Here is a 5,511-nt window from a genome sequence, read left to right as displayed (position 1 = left end):
CCGGCTGTGCGGCCGGCGCGGGCGGCCAGGACGGCGCGGCCGGCTGCTGCGGCTCCGGCTGCGCAGGGGCGGCCGGCTGCGGCGCCGGGGCGGCCTGGGGCGCCTCCTGCTGGGCGGGCTCGGGCTGGGCCTGCTCCTGCTGCGGAGCGGCGTCGGCGGTCGCCTCGCCCTCCTGGGCGATGACGGCCAGCTCGGCACCGACCTCCACGGTCTCGTCCTCGGCGACGGTGATGCTGCTCAGGACACCCGCGGCCGGCGACGGAATCTCGGTGTCGACCTTGTCCGTCGACACCTCGAGAAGCGGCTCGTCGGCCTCGACGCGCTCACCCTCCTTCTTGAGCCAGCGGGTGACGGTGCCCTCGGTCACGCTCTCGCCGAGCTGGGGCATGGTTACGGAGACCGGCATGGTTCTCTGCGACTCCTCTTGATACGTCGTGTCTTGGTACGGGCGGGATCAGCCGTGGACGTGCAGCGGCTTGCCGGCGAGCGCGAGATGAGCCTCGCCGATCGCCTCGGACTGGGTCGGGTGCGGGTGGATGAGCTGGGCGACCTCGGACGGCAGGGCCTCCCAGTTGTAGATCAGCTGGCCCTCGGTGATGAGCTCGCCGACGCGGCTGCCGACGATGTGCACGCCCAGCACGGGGCCGTCCTTGGCCGCGATCACCTTGACCTCGCCCTGCGTGCCCAGGATCTTGCTCCGGGGGTTGCCGGCCAGGTCGTAGGTGACCTCGACGATGTCGTGACCGCGCTCGCGGGCCACCGCGGAGGTGACGCCCACCGACGCGACCTCGGGCTCGGAGTAGGTGATGCGCGGAACGCCGTCGTAGTCGATCGGCGCCGGGTCCAGGCCGCCCAGCCGCTCGGCGACGAGGATGCCCTCGGCGAAGCCGACGTGCGCCAGCTGAAGCGTCGGGATCAGGTCGCCGACCGCCGAGATGGTCGGGACGTTCGTGCGGCAGTACTGGTCGACCTTCACGAAGCCGCGCTCGGTCTCGACCCCGACCTCTTCCAGGCCCAGGCCCTCCGAGACCGGGCCGCGGCCCACGGCGACGAGCAGGAGGTCGGCGTCGAGGGTCTTGCCGCCATCGAGGGTGACGATGACGCCCGACTCGGTGTGCTTGACGCTCTCGAACCGCGCGCCGAGTTCGAACTTGATGCCGCGCTTGCGGAAGGCCCGCTCCAGCCGCTTGGAACTGGACTCCTCCTCCAGCGGCAGCAGGTGCGGCAGCGCCTCGACGATCGTCACCTCGGCGCCGAAGGACCGCCACACGCTGGCGAACTCGACGCCGATGACGCCGCCGCCGAGCACGACCACGGACTGCGGGATCCGGTCGAGCACGAGGGCGTGGTCGCTGGAGATGACGCGCTCACCGTCGATCTCCAGACCGGGCAGCGACCTGGGCACCGAGCCGGTGGCCAGCACGATGTGCCGGCCCTCGTACGTCGTGTCGCCGACCTGGACGGTGGTGGGACCGGTCAGCCGGCCCTCGCCCTCGACGATCGTGATGCCCTTGGACTTGATCAGCCCGGTCAGGCCCTTCACCGTCGTGCTGACGACCTTGTCCTTGTAGGCGTGCACACCCGGCAGGTCGATGCCCTCGAACCGGGCCCTGACCCCGAACGTGGCCGACTCGCGCGTCTGGTCGGCCACCTCGGCCGCGTGCAGCAGCGCCTTGGTCGGGATGCAGCCGCGGTTGAGGCAGGTGCCGCCGAGCTTGTCCTTCTCGATCAGTACGACGCTCAGACCCAGCTCGACCGCGCGCAGCGCGCACGCGTATCCGCCGCTGCCGCCACCTAGGACGACGATGTCGTAGGGGCTATTCGACACAGGACGCTCCTTCGATGCCCGCTCGGGCGCCTCCGGCCCGGAGCGATTTCTGTTCCCGCACGCATCTTTCCACTTCCGGCCGCCGGGCCGGGACAGCGCCTCCCGTTCGCGCCGTCCACTCGGGCGGTACGCCGCGCCGGGGACGCTCCGTCCCCGCGCGCGGCCCGCCCGGTATCGTCCGGCGCGCGCCGCGCGCCGGACTTTCCGTTCCCACCTCGGTCACAGGGCGCCGGCGGCGGCGTCCTCGGCGATCTGGACGAGCGTGCGGACGGCGGCGCCGGTGCCGCCCTTCGGCGTGTAGCCGTACGGCTGGCCCTGGTTGAAGGACGGGCCGGCGATGTCGAGGTGCGCCCAGCGCACGCCGTCCGGCACGAACTCCTTCAGGAAGATCCCGGCCACCAGCATGCCGCCCCAGCGCTCACCGCTGACGTTGGCGATGTCGGCGATGGCCGAGTCCAGGCCCTTGCGCAGCTCCTCCGGCAGCGGCATCGGCCAGGCGGACTCGCCGGCGCGGCCGGCCGCGTCGGCGACCTTGTCGCGCACGTCGTCGTCGTTGGCCATGACCCCGGTCGTCCGGGTGCCGAGCGCGACGAGCTGGGCGCCGGTCAGGGTGGCGACGTCGACGATCAGGTCGGGCTCGTCCTCGCCGGCCCGGACGATCGCGTCGGCCATGACGAGGCGGCCCTCGGCGTCGGTGTTGAGCACCTCGACGGTCTTGCCGCCGTAGATGGTGAGCACGTCGGAGGGGCGCTGCGCGGTGCCGCTCGGCATGTTCTCCGCGATGGCGAGGTAGCCGACGACCTTGACCTTCGGCCGCAGGGCGGCGATCGCCTTGAGCGCGCCGAGCACCGCGCCGGCGCCGCCCATGTCGGACTTCATCCAGTCCATGGCCTCGCTGGGCTTGAGCGACAGGCCGCCGGAGTCGAACGTGATGCCCTTGCCGACGAACGCGACGGTCTTGTCCGCCTCGGGGTGCTCGTAGGCGAGACGGACGAGGCGCGGCGGGTTGACCGACCCCTGGCCGACCCCGACGATCCCGCCGTAACCACCCTCGACCAGGGCCTTCTCGTCGAGGACCTCGACCGACAGCCCGGCTCCCTCCCCGACCTCGCGCGCGGTCTCCGCGAGCACCTCGGGGTTCAGGTCGGACGGCGGGGCGTTGACCAGGTCGCGGACCAGCGTGACGGCATCGGCGATCGTCCTGGCGCGCCCGAGGGCGCTTTCGACCTCGCCGTCGGCCTCGGTCACCACCGTGATCTTCGAGACCGGGCGCTTGTCCCCGTCGCCGGTCCGGTAGTTCAGGTAGGCGTAGTTGCCGAGCAGCGCGCCGGTCGCGACGGCGGCCACCTCGTCCGCGGTCGCGGCGGGCAGCAGGACCGCGACCGAGTCGGAGCCCGCGAGGGAGCGCAGCGCGACGCCGGCCGCCCGGCGCAGGGCCTCGGCGTCGTACGACTCGCCCAGTCCGACGGCCACCACCAGCGGGGCGGCCAGGTTGCCGAACGTCGGGACCTTGGTGACCTCGCCCGCCTTGCCGCCGGCGCCCAGCCCGCTCAGCGCGGCTGTAAGGCGCCCCTGGAACGCCTCGTCGACCCCTGCGGCGCCGGGCGCCAGGACCGGTCCGGAGTCATCGGTCACGACACCGATCACGACGGCGTCTACGTCAAGGGATGCGGATTGAGCGTTGGCAAGTTCGAGGTTCGTCACACAGCCCGATGGTAGTCCTGCCTCGCTGTTCTTTGTTCGGGTCCACGGACTTGGGGGATCTTCGGCCCGCGTCGCGCGGGCCTCCGCCCCCGCCTGGTCGATTACCATTCGTCGACTGGCCCCGTCGTCCTGGGCGTTTCAAGGCCGCCTCTGGCCGAGGGGAAGCGGGCAGCGGCGGCAGCCCCCGGACGGCGGTCAGCGGGACGTCGCATGCGCCATGGCCAGGGCGCGTTCCGCGACCGGCGCGGGAGCTTCACTCTCGGGACGCTCCCGCGCCTTCTAGGCCACCGACAGCACGACGATCGCCGCGGTCGTCGACGTCTCCACCAGGGCGCCGAGGACGTCGCCGGTGACGCCGTCCAGGCGCCGTACGGCGTGTCGCAGCAGCGCCGCCGCGACCAGGAGCCCGGCCGCCACGGCCGCCGGGGCGAGGACGGCCGAGCGCGCGCCCCCGGCGAGCAGGCCCGCGACCGCCGCGGCGACCACGACGGCCGCCGTCGCGGCCACCGCGTCCCGGCGCCGCACGGTCCCGGAGACCAGGGCGCCCAGGCCATCCGGGCGGGCGGCGGGGACCCCGGCGCGGCAGGCCCACGTGACCGCGAGCCGCCCGGTCACCGCCGCGACGGTCACGGCGACCGCCCGGTGCGGGGCCTGCGCGAGGGCGGCGACCTGGATCAGCAGGGTGAACACCAGTGTGATGACCCCGAACGGTCCGATGTCGGACCGTTTCATGATCGACAGAGCGTCCCCGGCGGGACGTCCGCTGCCCAGCCCGTCGGCGAGGTCGGCCAGGCCGTCCAGGTGCAGGCCGCGGGTGAGCAGCGCCATCGCCCCGACCGCCAGGGCGGCGCCGAGCAGCGACCCGGCGCCGAGCCGTCCCGCGACCGTCACGACCACGGCGGCGGCCGCGCCGACCAGGAGCCCGGCGACCGGCGCGAGCGTCATCGCCCGGCGGGCGGTCGCCCGGTCCACCCGGCCGCACCGCACCGGTATGACGGTGAGCAGCGACACCGCCAGGCGCAGCCCCTCGGAGCCGGGGATCCGCTCGTTCTCATGCCGCATGACGTCCTCCGGGCCGATCTGTGTCGAACGTCTCCCGCCGGGGCGCCCGGCTCCCGGCGGTCACGGCAGGTCGACGACCCGGCCGGCGACGACCAGGGCGGCCTCTTCCGACTCGGCCGCCAGGCGCTGGTTGAGCCGCCCCAGAGTGTCACGGAACGCCCGTCCGCTCGCGGTGGCGGGGACGATCGACAGGCCGACCTCGTCGCTGACCGCGACGACGTGGGCCCGGGTGGACCGCCACGCGCCGACCAGTTCGTCCAGGCGCGGCACCACCGCCCGGGGTTGCTCCCAGGCGTCCAGGGCGTCGAACACCGCCGTCAGCCAGGTGCCCATCCCGTCGATGAGGAGGGTGCCCGTCGCGTCGCGCAGGAGACCCGCCAGGTCGATCGTCTCGGCCGTGTCCCACCAGCCGGGGCGGCGTCGCCGGTGCGCGGTGATCCGGTCGCGCCACTCCGGGTCGTCGGTGTGCATGATCCCGGTCGCGACGTACGTCACCTCCGGGTGCGCCATGACCCGCAGCTCGGCCTCCTCGGACTTGCCCGATCGGGAGCCGCCCAGGATCAACGACCGCCACGGCCCGGACGCGGGACGGGTCCAGAAGCCCAGCCGGCGGTCCAGTTCGGCCGGGGACGCGACGCGGTGGTCGACGTGGACGGCCTCGATCCGGGTCTCGTCGGTCACCGCGCCGGCGCGCCGCAGCCGACCCAGGTGCGAGGGGTCGCCGATGAGGTCGAGGAGCACGGCGTCGTACGGCTCTGGGCCGGCCGGTTCGGGCCGCGCGCCCGGCCCGGCCGCGAACAGGACCCGGTGCCCGCGCGGCGTGCGGACGTCGTGACCGCCGGGCACCTCCCGCAGGCGACCCGTCGGACTACTACAACGCGGTCGGGCTGGCGGGCCTGCTCAGCGGCGACTCGCAG

5 protein-coding genes are annotated in these 5,511 nt (G+C 73.8%); all 5 read right to left on the bottom strand.

Annotation, left to right across the window (positions count from 1 at the left end; all coding sequences use genetic code 11):
• Nucleotides 1-406 (bottom strand): biotin/lipoyl-containing protein (locus tag AB0K82_RS44190; RefSeq protein ID WP_364409674.1); only part of this gene is annotated, 406 nt, incomplete at its 3' end.
• A gap of 48 nt (nucleotides 407-454) precedes the next feature.
• The gene (lpdA, locus tag AB0K82_RS44185) at nucleotides 455-1,828 is read right to left on the bottom strand and encodes a dihydrolipoyl dehydrogenase (protein ID WP_364409671.1); all 1,374 of its coding nucleotides are present in this window, start codon (nucleotides 1,826-1,828) and stop codon (nucleotides 455-457) included.
• 219 nt (nucleotides 1,829-2,047) lie between these two features.
• Nucleotides 2,048-3,532 carry a leucyl aminopeptidase gene (locus AB0K82_RS44180; RefSeq protein WP_364409669.1) on the bottom strand — a complete coding sequence of 495 codons (1,485 nt, stop codon included), beginning with the start codon at nucleotides 3,530-3,532 and terminating at the stop codon, nucleotides 2,048-2,050.
• Between the two features lie 279 nt (nucleotides 3,533-3,811).
• Nucleotides 3,812-4,594 carry an adenosylcobinamide-GDP ribazoletransferase gene (locus AB0K82_RS44175; RefSeq protein ID WP_364409666.1) on the bottom strand — a complete coding sequence of 261 codons (783 nt, stop codon included), beginning with the start codon at nucleotides 4,592-4,594 and terminating at the stop codon, nucleotides 3,812-3,814.
• A gap of 60 nt (nucleotides 4,595-4,654) precedes the next feature.
• Nucleotides 4,655-5,440, bottom strand: a complete 786-nt coding sequence (locus AB0K82_RS44170; protein ID WP_364409663.1) for a bifunctional adenosylcobinamide kinase/adenosylcobinamide-phosphate guanylyltransferase — start codon at nucleotides 5,438-5,440, stop codon at nucleotides 4,655-4,657.
• Nucleotides 5,441-5,511: the final 71 nt, after the last annotated feature.

Source organism: Actinoallomurus sp. NPDC052274 (assembly GCF_040679475.1).
GTDB lineage: Bacteria > Actinomycetota > Actinomycetes > Streptosporangiales > Streptosporangiaceae > Actinoallomurus > Actinoallomurus liliacearum.
The sequence above is the reverse complement of the archived record's forward strand: the minus strand, read 5'-3'. Positions and strand labels throughout refer to the sequence as shown.

Excerpts from the sequence above, each read along its gene's own strand:
- AB0K82_RS44175 (WP_364409666.1), bottom strand. The coding sequence starts at position 4,594 with ATGCGGCATGAGAACGAGCGGATCCCCGGCTCCGAGGGGCTGCGCCTG.